10 protein-coding genes are annotated in these 17,350 nt (G+C 31.3%); 2 read left to right on the top strand and 8 right to left on the bottom strand.

Features of this window, described 5'->3' with window-relative positions:
* Positions 1-155 precede the first annotated feature (155 nt).
* The 4 genes from RHP49_01300 to lysA form a co-directional block, all read right to left on the bottom strand.
* A complete protein-coding gene (locus tag RHP49_01300; GenBank protein WNH12901.1) occupies positions 156-1,028 on the bottom strand; it encodes an ester cyclase in 873 nt (290 codons plus the stop codon).
* 2 nt (positions 1,029-1,030) lie between these two features.
* Positions 1,031-2,383, bottom strand: coding sequence for an MFS transporter (locus RHP49_01295; protein WNH12900.1), 1,353 nt, complete (start codon positions 2,381-2,383; stop codon positions 1,031-1,033).
* A gap of 298 nt (positions 2,384-2,681) precedes the next feature.
* A complete protein-coding gene (locus RHP49_01290) occupies positions 2,682-3,617 on the bottom strand; it encodes a sterol desaturase family protein (GenBank protein ID WNH12899.1) in 936 nt (311 codons plus the stop codon).
* A gap of 129 nt (positions 3,618-3,746) precedes the next feature.
* Positions 3,747-4,982, bottom strand: a complete 1,236-nt coding sequence (gene lysA, locus RHP49_01285) for a diaminopimelate decarboxylase (GenBank protein ID WNH12898.1) — start codon at positions 4,980-4,982, stop codon at positions 3,747-3,749.
* 199 nt (positions 4,983-5,181) lie between these two features.
* Here lysA and sucC point away from each other — a divergent pair, with 199 nt between their 5' ends.
* Positions 5,182-6,372 carry an ADP-forming succinate--CoA ligase subunit beta gene (sucC, locus tag RHP49_01280; GenBank protein ID WNH12897.1) on the top strand — a complete coding sequence of 397 codons (1,191 nt, stop codon included), beginning with the start codon at positions 5,182-5,184 and terminating at the stop codon, positions 6,370-6,372.
* 36 nt (positions 6,373-6,408) lie between these two features.
* Here sucC and RHP49_01275 read toward each other — a convergent pair whose 3' ends face one another.
* On the bottom strand, positions 6,409-6,669 hold the full coding sequence (locus RHP49_01275; protein WNH12896.1) for a DUF1456 family protein: 261 nt from the start codon (positions 6,667-6,669) through the stop codon (positions 6,409-6,411).
* A gap of 370 nt (positions 6,670-7,039) precedes the next feature.
* On the opposite strand from RHP49_01275, the gene RHP49_01270 reads away from it, so the two are divergent.
* Positions 7,040-7,453: a TerB family tellurite resistance protein gene (locus RHP49_01270; GenBank protein ID WNH12895.1), complete on the top strand. Its 414-nt coding sequence runs from the start codon at positions 7,040-7,042 to the stop codon at positions 7,451-7,453.
* Positions 7,454-7,524: 71 nt separating this feature from the next.
* Here RHP49_01270 and uvrB read toward each other — a convergent pair whose 3' ends face one another.
* From uvrB to RHP49_01255, 3 genes are all read right to left on the bottom strand, one after another.
* A complete protein-coding gene (uvrB, locus tag RHP49_01265; protein ID WNH12894.1) occupies positions 7,525-9,528 on the bottom strand; it encodes an excinuclease ABC subunit UvrB in 2,004 nt (667 codons plus the stop codon).
* Between the two features lie 27 nt (positions 9,529-9,555).
* Complete coding sequence (locus RHP49_01260) at positions 9,556-14,475, bottom strand: choice-of-anchor L domain-containing protein (protein WNH12893.1); 4,920 nt, start codon at positions 14,473-14,475, stop codon at positions 9,556-9,558.
* 129 nt (positions 14,476-14,604) lie between these two features.
* Positions 14,605-17,337, bottom strand: a complete 2,733-nt coding sequence (locus RHP49_01255; GenBank protein ID WNH12892.1) for a T9SS type B sorting domain-containing protein — start codon at positions 17,335-17,337, stop codon at positions 14,605-14,607.
* Positions 17,338-17,350 lie beyond the last annotated feature (13 nt).

Genomic DNA, 17,350 nt, shown 5'->3' with positions numbered 1-17,350 from the left:
TTTAGCATTATCAAATACCTTTTTGGTTAAAATCATATTATATCAATCGCCTCCAAAAATTAATAGTTATATAGTTGTCATAATTATCATAACCAATCCTCTTAAAACATCTATAGATTCTATTTAGATAGATTTTAATTCTATCATTTATACTTTTACTTTTTTGTTACATCATTAAGTTGTTTCGTATCTACATATTGTTGAAAAGCTATTACTTTACCATCTTTAAGTGTCCAAAGATGTGCGACTTGTGCATCAATAGCCTTGTTGGTTTTTTTATAGGTTCCATTGTAGCGTAGGGTCGCTAGAACTTGATTGTTAGACATATCGTGTAATTCAATATCAACAAGTTTAAACCCATCCCATTCTCCACCAACACGAGCAAAAACACCATTTAAAACAGCATCGGGTCCAATGTAAGGGTTGCCATCTGCATAAGCATTTCCTTCGGCTTCATTCCAGATTACATTAGCATCTAAGCTACCAAGAACTGAAGGAATATCGCCAACATCAAAAGCTTTATATAAATTGTCAATAATACCAATATTTTCAGGAGAAGAAATAATGCCTAATTGTTGTAAAAACAGCATGTTATCCATGAAATCTTGTTCTTGAGCAATTTTGCCTGCATTCATTTTAACAAGTGTAACACCTTCAATGTTTACAGTTTTTCCAGTAGCAGGAATACCAAAAAAATCGCCAGTATGAGTTCCTTTGTAATGCCAGTGTTTTACAATATTATCATCTTGTCCAAAAACATTTTTCATGGTGAATTCTACATCTGAAAATCCAGTCACAAAATTGGAATAATAATCTTTGAAGCTCTCTAAACCAACAATGTTATCTGGACTATAAATTAATGTAACATCGTCGGTAAAATTATTTTCATTAATAAGTTCTAGATTACCTGAGTTAATAATTTCATCCCAAGTTTCAGTGTACATTTTTATGTTTTCTTCTACTTTATTATTGCAAGAAGTAAATACAAGAATTGACAGGGCAATTGAAAGTTTTATTAATTTTTTCATGATTAAATAGTTTTTATTTTTAATGATATTGATGTTTTAAACTTATCTAGTTTATTTTTATGTTTCACAAAATTTATAAATTGAATTATTAATATGGTTATTAATGGACTAATAGTAATTAACATGAAAATCTGTTCCCAACTAAAAATTTCTTTTAAAGTACCAACAAGTCCAGACCCATAAGCTCTACCAGAATTTGAGATAGCCATATAAAGCGTAAATTGAGTAGCTGCTACAGTTTTATAACATAATCTCATAGCTGTTGCAAAAAAGGCGATACTTATAAAAGTACCTAGTAAGGTTGATATAAGAATAAATCCAAAAATGAAAGAATTAAACCCCCAAAGTGAAGATGATAAGCCAATAATAAAAAGTATTGCTATGGTTAATATGAGATAAATTGAAAGCATTCTTTTTTCTCCGAAAAAGTCAACTAATGCACCACCTGCAAACATCCCAAATAAACCACTTATTAGAGTGGTTGTAGAATAAACTTGAGAAAATGAAGTATTAGTCCACCCTAATTCTTGGATCGTATAGATTGGTAATAGTGTATCTATTACCCCATTTAACATACCGTTAAAACAAATGGCAATACTTATGAATATACTTGAAGGAAGAATAATTACTTTTAAAAGACCTTTAAATATTTTTTTCCAACTATCAAGTTGAATCGTTTTTGCATACTCGGAAGGCTTACCCTTAGTCCAAGGCATTAATTTTTCTCCTGGTCTTTCTCTAAAGCAAATAGGAACTAGTATGAAAAAGGCAAAAGCAATAGATAAAAAAGGAATTGCTATAGAAAACCCTAAGGCGTTAATTAATGCTGTTCCAGCAACAAGTGTAAGCGAAACGCCAATTGTTTTAGATCCCCACATAAGACCATTAGCACGTGCTTGTTCATTTTCAGGAACAACTTCTATAGCCATTCCATCTGTTGCAACATCTTGGAAGGCTCCAAAAAAGCTAATAAAAAACCCAGCTATCATTAAGCTATCTAAATTATTTAAAGGGTCTTGTACCAATCCAATAGCTAAAAAACTGATTATTAAACCTAATTGCCCAAAGATAACCCATGGTCTTTTTCTTCCCATCGATAAAAAAGTAAACCGATCCATAAGTGGGGCAATAAGGATTTTAAAGCTCCAAGGAATTCCAATAACTGCTACATAACTTGCAATTTCCATTGGTGTTTTGTTATTCATAGCTAACCATGCAGGAATGGCGTAAAAAGTAATTCCTTCTGGTGCCCCTTGTGCCAAATAAAGTATTGAAAAGTTTAAATATCTTAAAAAGCTATTTTCTGATAGAAATAGATTTTTTTTAAAATTGTTTTCTCCTTTTATTAATTTCATATGAATTGGCATATGGTTGGATAATGAAAATGAAATTGAGGGTCTTACATTTGTGTGCTTTTAATCTATAATATGGAATGCCTCTGCAAAATGAAGTGCTTACCAGAAATTGGTTTATTAAGCTTTTTAAAGAATTTTAAAATGCATTTAGGCATGTCGTCTTTTTTTATTATAATGCTATTATTGAAAAAGACTTAGGGGAATATGTTATAATATTAAATAAAATATATAATATTAACAACTATTTTGAATTATTTTTACGAAAATAGCTCAATCGAAGAAAAATGCTTAGCCTATATTAAGTGGCTTTATTTGTTTTTTTTAAGTTTTGCTGTTGCTTTATAGTTAGTGTGCTACCATCATGACTCCATCCAGGAGCAGCAAAAGCATACATGAATTTATGATACCAGTTTTTAGATTTTTTCATATCATTCCAAATATCTTTATATTCATGAGTTAATATAACTAAAGGATTGTATGAATTTGGTGCTTTTGTAACGCCATATTTAATATCAATAGTTTCATCAAGTTCTTTCCAAGTGCCAAAAATTTTATCAAAAATATTTAAGAAACCTCCATGGTTTTTGTCCATATACTCAATATTCTGAGCATGATGTACTTGATGCATGGTATGAGTATTCATGAATTTTTCAATGAATCCCATTTTTGGAACATATACTGAATGTAATTGAAACTGCCAAAGGGCTTCAATACCTAAGCAAACAACAAGCATTTCTGGAGGAAAACCTATAGCAGGAATCCACATATAAAAGAATGGTTTATAGAAAATAGTAAACCATCCGTTTCTCACGGCAGTACCTAAATTAAAATTATCAGAAGAATGGTGTACAATATGTGCAGCCCAAAGAAAACGCACATTATGATTTTGTCTATGGAACCAATAGTAACTAAAATCATCAGCTAATTGGCAAAGTATCCAGATATACCAAGCATAACCAAAAGATTGGTATCCCATAATATTAGTTCTAACCCCGTTTATTTCTGGATTAAAGATTTCATAGGTAAAGCTAAAAACTAATATAAATGCTATTGTTTTAGCAAGTGGAGCTAATATAGCAGAACCAATACCCATAGTAAGGCTAGCAGTTAAATCTTTCCAATCGTATAAGTCTTTGTTTTTTTCTTTTTTATGATGTTTACTGTAGACTAGTTCAATTAAGATAAGTCCTAAAAAACAAGGAACACCGTATACTAATGGGTTTGTGAAATTCATTAAAAATATTGTTAGCTTCCAAAAGTAAATGGATTATATTATTTAACGGTATTTAAATGAATTTATTTAAAAAAAAATCCTCTTTAAAACAATATTGCTCTAAAGAGAATTAATTATGAACAAAGGGTGTTATTTAGCTATTGCTGTTTCTTTTTTTGAAGAAAAATTAACTTCAACTTGATTATTTAAAATATCTTCAAATGTTTCTCTTTTTCTAATTAAATGTGCTTTATCATTGTACCATAATACTTCGGCAGGACGAAAACGTGAGTTATAATTACTAGCCATTGAAAAACAATAGGCTCCAGCATTTTTAAAGCATAAAATATCGCCCTCGTTAATTTCATTGATACGGCGGTTATTTCCAAAGGTATCGGTCTCGCATATATATCCAACAACGGTATAAAAACGTTCGCGTCCTTTTAAGTTAGAAATGTTTGAAATTTCATGATGCGACCCGTAAAACATAGGACGTATTAAATGATTGAAACCAGAATCAACTTGAGCAAATACTGTTGAGGTTGTTTGTTTTACAGCATTTACTTTAGTTAGAAAATATCCAGATTCACTTACTAAAAATTTGCCTGGTTCAAAAGCTAGCGTTAACTCTTTCCCATATTCCTTACAGAAATCGTTAAATCTTTTTGATAGTTTTTTTCCTAATTCTTCAATATTAGTTTCAATATCACCTGGTTTATAAGGTACTTTAAACCCAGAACCAAAATCGATAAAGTCTAAATTTTTAAATTGTTTAGCTGTTTCAAATAAAATTTCGCTAGCATATAAAAACACTTCAATATCTAAAATATCACTACCTGTATGCATGTGTATACCATTAATATTCATTTTAGTATTTTCAACAATGCGAAGAATATGTGGTATTTGGTGAATTGAAATTCCGAATTTAGAATCTATGTGTCCAACAGAAATATTAGCATTTCCACCAGCCATAACATGTGGGTTAATACGAATACATACGGGAACATTAGGATGCTTTGTGCCAAATTGTTCTAAAATAGCAAGGTTATCTATGTTAATTTTTACACCTAGATTTGCAGCTTCTTCAATTTCAGATAATGAAACACCATTTGGTGTAAAAATGATTTGTTCTGGTGAAAAACCAGCTGCTAAACCAAGTTGAACCTCTTGAATAGAAACAGTATCTATCCCAGATCCTAAAGATTTAAATAATTTTAATATAGATATATTTGATAATGCTTTTACAGCATAATTAAGTTTAAGTTTTTTTACATTTTTAAAAGCATTTGTTAATCTATTGTACTGAGCTTCTATTTTATTAGCATCATATACATAAACTGGACTTCCAAAATCTTCGGCAATTTTAAGCAATTGACTTTCTAACATAGTTTTTAAATTTTTGGCAAAGATATTTTTTTAATACTTATAAAAAATAAATAAATAAAAAATTATACAAATTAAACATTTTGTTAAATATTTAACATCTGAGTTGGTTTAACATACATGTCAATATTCTTAGTTAAAATAAATTAGATTAATTAATTGCTATTATTTACATTTGCTCTACTTAAATATTAAGCAAATTATGAATTTACACGAATATCAAGGAAAACAAATATTAAGCAGTTTTGGTGTACGTATACAACGTGGTATTGTTGCACAAAATGCAAAAGAAGCTGTCGCAGCTGCAAAACAATTAACTTCTGAAACAGGCACAAGTTGGCATGTTATTAAGGCTCAAGTTCATGCAGGTGGTCGTGGTAAAGGTGGCGGAGTAAAACTTGCTAAAAATTTACAAGAAGTAGAAGATATTGCTGGACAAATAATTGGGATGGATTTAGTAACGCCACAAACTTCAGCAGAAGGAAAGCGTGTACATCAAGTATTAATTGCAGAGGATGTTTATTACCCTGGAGAAAGTGAAACAAGTGAGTTTTATGTTTCTGTTTTATTAAATAGAGGTACAGGACGTAATATGATAATGTATTCTACAGAAGGAGGCATGGATATTGAAACGGTTGCAGAAGAAACACCACATTTAATATTTACAGAAGAAATAGATCCTACTGTTGGTTTAATGCCATTTCAGGCAAGACGTATTGCTTTTAATTTAGGTTTATCAGGATTAGCTTTTAAAGAAATGACAAAGTTTGTTGCTAATCTTTATACTGCTTATGTGAAATCTGACTCTTCTTTATTTGAAATTAATCCTGTTTTAAAAACGAGTGATGATAAAATTTTGGCTGTTGATGCTAAAGTAACTATTGATGATAATGCGCTTTACAGACATAAAGATTATGTAGATTTACGTGACGTACGTGAAGAAAGTGCTATTGAAGTTGAAGCAGGAGAACTAGGTTTGAATTATGTTGACTTAGAAGGAAATGTTGGATGTATGGTGAATGGTGCTGGTTTAGCAATGGCAACTATGGATTTAATTAAACAAGCAGGTGGCGAGCCAGCTAACTTTTTAGATGTTGGTGGTACTGCAGATGCAGCTCGTGTAGAAGCAGCATTTCAAATTATATTAAAAGATCCTGCAGTAAAGGCTATTTTAATAAATATTTTTGGAGGTATTGTTCGTTGCGATCGTGTAGCACAAGGTGTTATTGATGCTTATAAGAATATGGGGACTATTAACGTACCAATTATAGTGCGATTACAAGGAACTAATGCAGACATAGCAAAAGAATTAATAGACAATTCAGGATTGGATGTTATGAGTGCTACAGAATTTCAAGAAGCTGCAGATAAAGTACAACAAGTATTAGCTTAAAATAGTATTTATTTTATTTATATAAAAAGAGCAACGTTAATCGTTGCTCTTTTTTTGTGGTTTGTTTTCTCCTTTTTTAGGCATTGGTCCTCTTAAATGAATTACTAAGCCATTTAAAAAATTTCGTAAAATTTGGTCGCCACATTCCATATATTTTGGGTGATCTTCCTTTCTGAAAAAAGCACCTAATTCACTTTTAGAAATTCTAAAATCTACAAGACCTAATATTTTTACAATATCATCGTCTCTAAGTTTTAAAGCAACTCGTAATTTTTTTAAAATATCATTGTTTGTCATATCTATATATTTTAGCTTTTTAAACGACTGCATTTTGTCGATTTAATTTAAAGCATATATGTTTCTAGCGTTTTAGAAACTTATGCAAATATACCTTAATTATTGGTTTTGATTTATAGTACTTTTAATTAAATAATTAGATTATAACTCGCTTGTAATTAGTTGTTTACGTAAAAATGGTTGTTTTTTTTTAAAGTATAAAAAATGATGAAATGCAATTTTATTAGTTGAAAAAATAAGTGTTATTGATAAAGTAAATAAAAATGACGATAAAATACTATCCATTTTTCGATAAGTTACATTATATCTACGATTATTAAATGTCTTTTGTATGTAACTTTATATTGTAATTATTTAATCCCTCAATAGAATGGTTAATAGAGTAGAAAAATTAAGTCTTTTATCTGAAATGATAGCCTTTGCGAAGTACGATAAAGATATAAGGAATATAGAGTATAATTTTTTGTTAGGTGTTGCTAAACAATTAGAAATAACACGTGAAGATTTTGATTATTTAATAGAGCATCCTGTTACATATACACATTTAAAATCTCATAGTGAGCGTATTGTTCAATTTCATAGATTAGTATTATTAATGAATATAGAACAAGAATTTGGAGAAGAAAATAATTCTGCAGGTGTTATAAAGTTATACAATTTTGGTTTGCGTATGGGACTGAGTCATGAGTCTATAACCAAGGTCTTATACTTAATGGAAAGTTTTCCAAATAAAATAGTGCCACCAGATGTATTGATAGATATATTTAAAACTCAATATAATTAAAAACTACTGCTAGGATCAATTTTGAAGTGTTGTTTACCCTTTTTTAAGGAAAAACTAGAAAAGCTAAAAGTTTATACTTTTAGCTTTTCTAGTTTTTGTTGATAGCTTTTAATTTCATCCCTTAGTTTTGCAGCTATAATAAAATCTAAGGCTTTTGCAGCTGCTTCCATAAGTTTACGTTTTTCTTTAATTTTCTTTTCTAAATCAGGTTTACTTAAGTATTCGCTTTCTGGTTCTGCAGCTTTTAAGGCTTCCAATTCATAACTATATGTGCTTACCGAGTTTTTAGTTAAAGCATTATCTAAGCTTTTATTTAAGGCTTTAGGTTTTAAATTGTGTTTCGTATTATAAGCAATTTGTTTTTCGCGTCTGTATTCAGTTTCATCAATCGTTTTTTGCATGCTTCTTGTTATTTTGTCAGCATACATTATGGCTTTTCCATTAAGGTTTCTAGCAGCTCTACCAACAGTTTGTGTTAGTGAACGTGCCGAACGTAAAAAACCTTCTTTATCAGCATCTAAAATAGCAACTAGAGATACTTCGGGTAAATCTAAACCTTCACGTAATAAATTAACACCTACTAAAACATCAAACAAACCTTTACGCAAATCTTGCATAATTTCAACGCGTTCTAGAGTGTCAACATCGCTGTGTATGTAACGACAACGAATTTGAATTCTGTCTAAATATTTAGTCAGTTCTTCAGCCATACGCTTAGTAAGTGTTGTTACAAGTGTTCTTTCGTCTTTTTCAACACGTTGCTGGATTTCTTCAATTAAATCATCAATCTGGTTTAAACTTGGGCGAATTTCAATAATAGGATCTAACAACCCTGTAGGACGAATAACTTGCTCTACATATACACCATCTGTTTTTTGTAATTCGTAATCTGCTGGTGTGGCACTTACATAAATCACTTGATTTTGTATAGCTTCAAATTCTTCAAATTTTAGTGGTCTGTTGTCCATTGCTGCTGGAAGTCTAAAACCATATTCAACTAGGTTTTCTTTTCTGCTTCGATCACCTCCATACATAGCATGTACTTGAGAAATGGTTACGTGACTTTCATCTACAACCATTAAATAATCGTCGGGAAAATAATCTAATAAACAGAACGGTCGCGTACCAGGTTCTCTGCCATCTAGGTAGCGCGAATAATTTTCTATACCAGAGCAGTATCCTAATTCTCTAATCATTTCTAAATCGAATTCGGTTCGCTCTTTAAGACGTTTTGCTTCAAGATGCTTACCAATCTCTTTGAAGTAATCGTGTTGTTTTACTAAATCGTCTTGAATATTTTTAATTGCACCCTGTAATACATCAGGAGAAGTAACAAACATGTTTGCAGGATAGATAGTAAGTTGGTCATATTTTTCAATGACTTGGTTGGTTTGAATATTAAAGGATTCTATGTCTTCTATTTCATCTCCAAAAAAGTGGATTCTAAAGGCATCATCTGCATAACTAGGAAAAATATCGACCGTGTCGCCTTTTATTCTGAAATTCCCATGTTTAAAATCGGCTTCGGTTCTAGAATATAAACTTTGCACGAGTTGATGTAATAATTTTGTTCTTGAAATTTCTTGATCGCGTTTTAGCTTAACCACATTTTTTTGAAATTCCACAGGATTTCCTATACCATAAATACAAGAAACAGAGGCAATAACTAAAACATCTCTACGTCCTGATAGTAAAGAAGAAGTTGCGCTTAGACGCATTTTTTCTATTTCTTCATTTATAGATAAATCTTTTTCAATATAAACACCTGAAACAGGAATGTATGCTTCGGGTTGGTAATAATCATAATAGGATACAAAATATTCTACAGCATTATTAGGGAAAAACTGTTTAAATTCTGAATATAACTGAGCTGCCAGCGTTTTGTTATGAGCTAGAACTAAAGTAGGGCGTTGTACTTCTTCAATAACATTTGCTATTGTAAAGGTTTTTCCAGAACCTGTAACCCCTAACAGGGTTTGGTAGGTTTCATTGGATTCAATACCAGCAACAAGCTTTTTTATAGCTTGCGGTTGATCGCCCGTAGGACTAAATTCGGATTCAATTTTGAATTGCATATTGCAAAATTAAACAAAATATATGGGTTATCTTTTTAAAGCGAAGTGTCCTTTTATTGTAAAAGCATTACCTTGTTGAATAATGTTTGCTACAAACCAATAGTCATCTGCTGGCATGTTATAGCCATTATATGTGCCATCCCAACCAATGGATGTGTGTGGTAAGGTTTTTATAAGTTTACCATATCTGTCGTAAATATAAACGATGGTTCCTGGTAATTGATTATGGTCAACAACATGCCAAGTGTCAAAGTACCCATCATTATTAGGAGTTACAAATTTTGGTATGTCGAAAACAGTTACTTCTTGAGAAATATCTTCACAACCATTTAAATCTCTAACTGTAACAGTATGTGGACCAAGCGTTACATTTTCAAAAACATTAGAAACTTGAGGTTCACCATTATCTAAAATATAAACATAATCGCCAATTCCGCTTGCATCAATGGTTATTTTATTTGGCTCAGCAAAATCTACAGTTGTTGTAAAGTTTATATCTGCAATAGCCGATTCAATTACTGAAAACGATTTTGTATACTCACAACTAGGAGCGTTGGTATAAGCTCTTGTTACAGTTACCCAGTAATTTCCAATATCTCCAAGATCCAATTCTATTTGAGGTGTGGTTTCTCCAGTAGACCACAAATACGTATCGGCAGGGTTTTCTGTTTGGGCATCTATAATCAATGGTAAGTTATTAACGCATAGAGGTATAACGTCATTTATATATATAGCCGGTAATGGATTTACAAAAACCGTGAATTGTGTAATATCATAACAACGTGTGTCTTTGTTTTCTATTCTGGCAAATATGATATCGCCATTAATCGCTGGATGCGAATAATTAATTTCGGCTATTCCTGCCTCGGCTTTTGTTAAATCGGTATAGTAAGTAACTGTAAATAGTGTTGGGTTTTGAGTTCCTACTATGTCATCATCATTTTGTGACAAATCAAATTCAAAAACACCATCATAATCATCATCACATTCCGTTAAATCTTCAGGCGTATAGGCTATAGGATTGGGGTTTATTTGTAAGTTGAATGATGTGGTGACAAAGCAATTGAAATCGGTGTTTTCAAGCCTTACAAAAATGGTGTGAATACTTGATGTGTAATTAAAGATGTTCCCTATTGGAGTCGCATTATCATCTTTTGCATCATCTATAGAATTATAATACGATATGCTGGCAGTACTTGGGTCTGTTAAAAGCATATAATTTACTTGTAATAAATCATAAGTATTAGTGTCATTGTCGCATATAAGAATAGTGCCTATGTTGTTAATAACTGGTGGCGATTCTACAACCAGATCCAAAGGTATTATTGTAAAACATTCTGTTAAAGTATTCGTTACTTTTATATACACTGTTTTGGTGTTAGAAATGTAGTTTGTGGGATTTGCAATTGCAAGACTATTATCTAAAGCATCATCTTGATTAATATCATCAAAGTTTTCGAAATAATGAACCACAACGCCTGTTTGTATTCTATCTAAATTTTGGTAATCTGCATCATCTAGATTAAATTCAGTCACGCCGTCATAGCGATTTGAATCATTATCGCAAACTCTAAATGGACTGGCATCTGTAAGGTTTGGTGCGGGAATGATCTTAATATCAAATTCATCTACCACAATACATTGGGTGTTTGTGCTTTTAATCCTTACATATAGTTTTTGTGGATTACTTATGTTAGTATATTGAAGCGACACAGGCAAGTTCCCAAATTGAGCATCATCATCAAATAAATGAAAAGAGATTTCTAAATCATCTGGATTTGGTGCTCCTTGCTTTATCTCAGTAATTTTTTCATTTAAATCAAACAGATGCTTTTCATCATTACTTTCATCATCACATTGGAAATAATCTTCAAAAGCAGTATTGTATATCGGGTTTGATGATACTCTAATGGTGAATGCATCAGTTCCATAACAATCAGGGGCCGTTATATTTTCAACACGTACGTATATGGTTTGGGTTGGAGATGTATTAAAAAAGTCATTGTATTTGTCGATAGCATTGGCTGTATTTCCTGTTAAAGCATCAGTTTCCTTTTCAAAGTAATACACTTCTTTTCCAATTTGTCCGTTTAAAATTTCAGCATCTTTATCAGATAATATAAAAGCTTCAATTTGGTCATTGTCGTCTTCACAAACTTGAAGCGGTTCAATAATAGGAAAAACAGGTGTGGTATTAATTATAACCTCTAATGGTGTAATTTTATAACAAGTAGTATTTTCTACTTTAATATAAATAGTTTGTGTATTAGAATTATAAGTGTCTCTTTCTGAAACAGGAATGGGATTGTTACCAGCATCAGCATCATCTAAAGACGTATAGAAATCTATATTAAACTGCGTTGGATCTGTAACAACTTTTGTAATAACATCATTTAAATTGATTATGGAAAAACCATCCTGATCATTATCACATATAATAATAGGATCCGGGTTTGTTGTTTCTGGAGCTTGAATGATTTCAATATCAAAATTAGAAACAGTTTTACAACCTGTATCTACATTTTCAATCCGAACATATATAGTTTCTGTTCCAGTAACTGTATGAAAAGGAGGGAGTGCGAGTGCATCATTATTTGTGTCATCTTGTTGTAGAAAATATCTAGTAGTAAAGTCTGTGTTTCCTCCAGTTACTATATCATCAAAATAGGATAAGTCTACACTTACGCTCCCATCTGTAACATCATCGTCATTATCACAATAAGTAATAGGAGCTGTCGGCTCAAATAATAAAATAGGATTTACAATAAGTCGAATTTCAGCTACTTCATTGCAATCACCATTATCTATTCTTATATATAGTGTTTTAGGGCTTGTAGCACTAACTTCAAAAAGGACACCCTTGGGTATGGGGTTATTACTATTATCTCTATCATCTTCAGAATCATAAAACGTAACCTTAATGTTAGGTAAGCCATTCGCTATAAATGATTGAACTGTGTTTAAAGGAAAGCCGATAATTCCACCACTACCTTCGGTATCACACAAGGCAAAATCTTCTACTGATGTTCCTGTAAGTAATAAATTTGTATGAATTTCTATGGGGACAATTCTATAACATCTTGTATTATCGTCTTCAATTCTAACATAAACCTCTTGGAGATTTTGTTGAATGTTATTATAATTTGTAGCATCAGCAATTGGATTACTTCCAGATTCAGCATCCAAATAAGTTTCGTGAAAAGAAGGTGTAACACCTGTTAACGTTCCTATAATATCAGCAAGAACTTCTGTTAAATCAAATGTAGCAAAGCCATCTATGGGGTCGTGATCACAGGCATCAATATATTGAGTATCTGTATTAACGATAGGACTTATGTCCATGTTGATATCTAAAGTTGTAGTGTTGTAACAACCTGTTTGAGTATCATAAACTCTAACAAAAACTGTATCTGATGGGGTCGTACTATTTGTATAGGTGATTATTTGATTATCGCCACTACCAATATCAGCATCATCTGGATTGGAATAATAAGTTACTATCAAATTATTTTGTCCACCTGTTATTTCGTCGTCCTTTTCTGTTAAATCTATGATTGAATAACCATCTGGATTTTCATCACTATCACAAACATTAAGTGTTGTTGGTGGTGTTATATTAGGAATAGGGTTTACTATTAAATTAAAACGTGTAAATCCTAAACACCCTGTATCTGTATCTTCAATACGAACAATAATAGGTTGTGGACTTATGGTGTTTTCTATTGTAGTAATGCCGTTATTATTTCTAGCATCAGCATCAGATAAGTGGTAGGAGAAAGTATAATTAGTAAACGGTATGTTTTGAATGTTAGTTATGATTTCTGAATCTTTAAGAGAAAGGTCGAAGCTTTCTACACCAACGCCATTTGAAACATCATCACACATCTCATAATCTGATATGGGACTGATGTTTTCTTCGGTATTTAGTACAACTATAATGTCATCTTCTTCTACACATGCACTATCATTAAGTGGTACGGTAACTTCAACGCTGTAAGTGCCACTTTGAATCGCATTAAGTGTTGAGTTTGTTTGTCCATCAATTTCATTATTGTTTAAAAACCACCTGTAAGTAGCTGATGGATTTTGAATATCAGCATTTAATAAAGCAGCCCCAGAACAAGTAGAAATATCATCACCTAAATCTAAAATTTTGAAACTATCAGCTTCAATAAAAACGGCAGAATCAAAAGTTTCATCAGATTGATCGGCGATAACCAATTTAATATGGTATTGTGCATATGGTACTATAGCGGTTGATGCTGTTAATACGGTTGTTCTCCCTTCATAATTTGTGTCTCCAAGGTTATAGCCCTCAAAATATTGTTCATTTATTGCTGGGCAATTGGAACCTATTTGTGGGTGGATATTTCCTGTGTTTACTGGTGTTGTCGTATTTGGAATTACGGCTATATTATCATAAGCAGAACCACTTCCTGTTGGTTTTATTAAAAATGCAAAACCATCAGAAAATTGACAAGAATTTACACTTTCATATTCTTCTGAGGCTAATAAATAATTAAACTGTAATTGATTAGAAGTTGATACAAAATCAAACTCTATAACGGTTGTATTATATGTGTTATTAACTCCTAATGCAGCTTCTAGATCTGAGTCTGATCCCCAATTTGTTGGACCATCACTAAGTGTTGGTGTAATTGTTGAATTTCCAGCAGATAAAGCATTACCAGTAGTCATCATTATACCACTTTGAAACGGAAAGTTAGAATTGCCTCTATTAAATTGAGCATAACTTGAAAAACCATAACTACTTCCATTTATAGATGAAGTTATATTTGTAATTGAAACACAACCTTTTTCAAGGTTATCTTGAATAAGTTGTTCTAAGTTCGCTGAATTGTCTACAGTTATTTTTTGAGAAAACACTAAAGAAAAGCTACAACAAAATATAACTAAAAAGAAATATGTATGTAGGCATTTATTCATGTTGTTCTATTTGGGTAAAACAATTATTAGTTAACTTTAATAAGTTGCGAAAATTAGACATAATTTAGACGAAATGCAAGGAAACAACGGTAAAACGCATTACCTTGATGCTTGTACACCGTTTTATGTTTAATGTTTTAAAGTGAAATGGTTTTTAAAAACTCTACCATCTTGTAATTTTACAGAAAACCAATAATCATCAGAAGGTAAAATATTACCATTAAATGTACCATTCCAACCTTCACCTAAAGGATTTAACTCTTTTATCAATTTACCAAATCTATTAAAAATAAGTATTTTAGAGTTAGGTTGAAACATATTAGAAATACCATAAACTTGCCAAGTGTCATTATAACCATCACCATTAGGTGTAAATACTTTAGGGAACCCTATTACAGATACTTTTTGGCTTATTGAGCCACAATTATTTTTTATATCCATTACATTAGCAGTATATATTCCAGGAGCTACATTTTCGAATATATTACTTTCTTGATACGGTCTAGATCGTGTGTTATTTTCATCAATTAAGTTATACTCGTAAGTACCTTCTCCAGAGACCAGTATGGTGATTGTGTTGTTTTCAGTAACATCAACGATGTTTATGTTTTCTATGGATGCAGTATTAGAAGGCTCAACAATAATTGTTCTCTTTTTTGAGCATCCATTAGTATTTGTTACTATAACGGAATACGTTCCTATTTCGTTTATGTCAATATCATAGGTGCTTTCACCTGTAGACCAATTGTAGGTGTAGTTATTGGGTGAATCGTTTATAATTCCAGCATTTATCGTGATGGCTTTAGGAAAGTCGTTTAAGCAATAATAAGTTAAATCTTCAATTTCGATTTCAGGTAATTTATTTACAGTTAAATATACCTCACTAATACCGAAACAATCATTATCATTTTCAATACGTGCGTAAATAGTTTGTTTATATGGATGATTGGTGTTAATAAAAGAAGTTCCTAAATTATTTTCTTCTAATAATGCATCATCATAATTTCTGTAATAATTGATAGGGAATGCAATATTATTAAAAGATTGTATTTCAGTTGTAATATCATTAAGATTAAATGTGTTTATTCCATCTTCAGAATTTATTTCATCACATAAAGCTGTTGCTGAAAAATTGTTGAATTGGGTCGTGTTAAGTTCAAGTGTTAATTCAGATACATCGAAACAATTTGTCACATTATCAATAACCTTTATGTATATAGGTTTTGGGTTATCAGCATTATAATTATAAGAAATGGTATTGGTTATTTCATTTGTTCTTGCAATATCTGTGTAGAATTTAACAGAGAGACCTGTAACATTATTTGTTAAATAAGCAGTAGCTTCATTTAAATTAAATCTTGTAAATCCGCCAAAAATACCATCTTCATCACATTGAATTAAAGTATAATCATAAGCCATGGGGTTTGGGTTAAATGTTATTTTCGCTTGTCCCTCAAGGTTTTTGTCACATTCACCAGTGTTTGGATCAATGAAGACTTCATACAATCCATCTTGAGAAACTATTAAATAGAACTCACTTTCCTCCGGTAAAACGACATCATTACGTTTCCAAATATAGGTTGCTCCATTAATATCATCTGCGATTAGAGTATAAGTTTCTTCCTCACATAAGGATAAAGATGTTGAAAATATATTGCTATTATTATTTATAATATCAATTTTTTCAGAAAAAAAGGACGTTATAAATGGAGGTAATCCTTGAGATGAAGAGTTAGGAGCTAGGTTGATAGCATTATGAACATAATTGCATGCTAAACCTAAATTATTAGGGTCTTTAATTACCCCTAGGTAAGAAGTGCCAGAATTATATGTGGAGCTTAATGCTCTATATATTTTGCCATCTGGCCCTAGTTGCAAACCACCTCTGTACAATTGTCTATCATCAATAATAGTTGCAGAAGCACCAATGTTAGATGTAAGTAAATTGTATTGTATCAATGATGAGGTATGATTAGAAGGGATATTATTATTAGAAGGGTTATCAAAATCAAAAAAATCGTTAGACGCATGAATGTAAAGTAATTGACTATTAGGAGAAAACTCTATACCATAGGGATTTGTGTTTCTTCCACTTATAGTTAATTTAGTTTGGTTACTTACAATCCCCGTTGAGGCATCGAAATCATATAAATATAAACCACTTCTACTATTAGCACAAGCCATTTTAGTGCCATCGGGTGATAGTTTTAAATAGCCTCTTTGATCCTCGATATTTATATCTGCAAATGTAGAAGAAATAGGTATTGTGTTTATACCTGAGTTACTAACTTCAAAGGCATGAAATGTATTGTAGATGTTTGTAGGAGCTCCAGTAGGGTTAGCAAAAGTAATAACCCAAATAGATTGTGTTTTACAATCTTTTACTACTGCTGATATTTTTTCAGAGCTATCCTGAAGGAGGTTACTGTTTTTTAATGTAATATCACCTAAACCACCATTTAAAGAGATGTCTATTATAGAATAATTAAATCCAAAGTCAGGGTCGTCACCAGTAGATGTATCAATAGTGAAAATATAATAAATATTAGGATCATTTGGTTTTGGAACAATAATGGCCGATTGTGTACTTGAAGGATCTCCATATAATCCATTTGCAATTACCGTATGGTTTTTATTGTAAACGGTAATACCATCAGTATAGAATAATAAGTTTCCATTGGTATCTGATATAGAAGTGCAACCTTCTATGGTGCTTAATTTTCCATCGTTTAGTGCTGTAACACTGCCATCTGTGTTGAAAGTTATACCAGCATTGTTTCCAAAATACCAATTAGAAGCTTCTTTTTGTGCAAAACAAAATATGCCATTAATAAAAAGAAAAACTGCTATTATTTTTTTCATCAACAGCAAAGCT

Source organism: Flavobacteriaceae bacterium HL-DH10, assembly GCA_031826515.1.
Lineage (GTDB): Bacteria > Bacteroidota > Bacteroidia > Flavobacteriales > Flavobacteriaceae > Thalassobellus > Thalassobellus suaedae.
The sequence above is the reverse complement of the archived record's forward strand: the minus strand, read 5'-3'. Positions and strand labels throughout refer to the sequence as shown.

Bases quoted from the DNA above. Each gene is read 5' to 3' on its own strand.
- RHP49_01300 (WNH12901.1), bottom strand. From the start codon at position 1,028: ATGAAAAAATTAATAAAACTTTCAATTGCCCTGTCAATTCTTGTATTT.
- RHP49_01295 (WNH12900.1), bottom strand. From the start codon at position 2,383: ATGAAATTAATAAAAGGAGAAAACAATTTTAAAAAAAATCTATTTCTA.
- RHP49_01290 (WNH12899.1), bottom strand. From the start codon at position 3,617: ATGAATTTCACAAACCCATTAGTATACGGTGTTCCTTGTTTTTTAGGA.
- lysA (WNH12898.1), bottom strand. From the start codon at position 4,982: ATGTTAGAAAGTCAATTGCTTAAAATTGCCGAAGATTTTGGAAGTCCA.
- sucC (WNH12897.1), top strand. From the start codon at position 5,182: ATGAATTTACACGAATATCAAGGAAAACAAATATTAAGCAGTTTTGGT.
- RHP49_01275 (WNH12896.1), bottom strand. From the start codon at position 6,669: ATGACAAACAATGATATTTTAAAAAAATTACGAGTTGCTTTAAAACTT.
- RHP49_01270 (WNH12895.1), top strand. From the start codon at position 7,040: ATGGTTAATAGAGTAGAAAAATTAAGTCTTTTATCTGAAATGATAGCC.
- uvrB (WNH12894.1), bottom strand. From the start codon at position 9,528: ATGCAATTCAAAATTGAATCCGAATTTAGTCCTACGGGCGATCAACCG.
- RHP49_01260 (WNH12893.1), bottom strand. From the start codon at position 14,475: ATGAATAAATGCCTACATACATATTTCTTTTTAGTTATATTTTGTTGT.
- RHP49_01255 (WNH12892.1), bottom strand. From the start codon at position 17,337: ATGAAAAAAATAATAGCAGTTTTTCTTTTTATTAATGGCATATTTTGT.